The following is a 1145-nucleotide window of genomic DNA, read 5'->3' on the forward strand; positions in this document are numbered from 1 at the left end:
ATTGAACACTTATCCTTTAATTTACACCCACTTGACGGGAAACCTATCATGCTAGTAGGTGCTTCCTATGATATTCAAGGTTCGTCACGTGCCCAATTACATTTGCGTCAAATCTTAGATACACCCGGTGTAAACGCCATAGTGATGCCTGGGCATGAATTTTTATTGGGTCGCGCTCATGAAGCATTTGATGAAGATGGCAATCTTAAAGATGAAAATACTGTTCATTTCTTAGAAACTTGTTTCGGTCAATTTCTTCGTTTTACCGATGTTGCAAGTATCTTATCTCTACCTGAAGAAGTTCGCTTTGAACCTGGTCACTATGAAGTAAAAGCTGTTGGTCATAACGGACCACTTCCAATCACTGTGTCATTTAGTGATACACGTATTGACCGGATCGATATTGATTCAAGTGGTGAAACGGAAGGGATTGCTGATTTGGTATTCACCCGCATCCCTGAACAAATTATAGAAAATCAAACCTTAAATGTAGATGCTGTTTCTGGTGCTTCTGTAACGAGTCAAAGTGTGCTTGATGGGGTTGCCGATGCAGTACGACTAGCTGGCGCTGATCCAAATATTTTGAAAAAGCGGCCAAAAATCGCTACTAAATCAGCAACTGAAACCATTGAATATGACACCGATGTCCTTGTTATTGGTGGCGGTGGTGCCGGTTTAGCCGCAGCTGCTGCAACTGTTCAAGCGGGTAAAGAAGTCATCTTACTTGAAAAATTCCCATCATTAGGTGGTAATACTGTCCGTGCTGGTGGACCGATGAATGCTGCTGAACCCGAATGGCAAGCAACTTTCTCTGCTAACCCTGGTGAAGCACATACCTTAGAGGAAATTGCAGCCATTGACGAAGACACGATTGATTCAGAATACTTAGAGGACTTCATCAGTTTACGTGCACAAATCAATGACTACTTAGAACGAACTCAACAAGGTGAAGATTACCTATTTGATTCAGTCCTACTCCACAGAATTCAAACTTATTTAGGTGGTAAACGTGAGGACTTAAATGGTCAAGTAATCTATGGTGATTATAAACTTGTGAAACAACTGACTGATAACGCCTTAGGATCTGTTGAATGGTTGACTGAGATTGGCGTACCATTTGAACGTGACGACGTCTCTATGCCAGT

Annotated in this window: 1 protein-coding gene; it reads left to right on the forward strand. The window is 41.7% G+C overall.

What is annotated here, in order from left to right; all coding sequences use genetic code 11:
* Window positions 1-1145 (forward strand): FAD-dependent oxidoreductase (locus tag ACRCJ0_RS14795; RefSeq protein ID WP_431390968.1); only part of this gene is annotated, 1145 nt, incomplete at both ends.

It is taken from the genome of Aerococcus sp. L_32 (assembly GCF_050689315.1).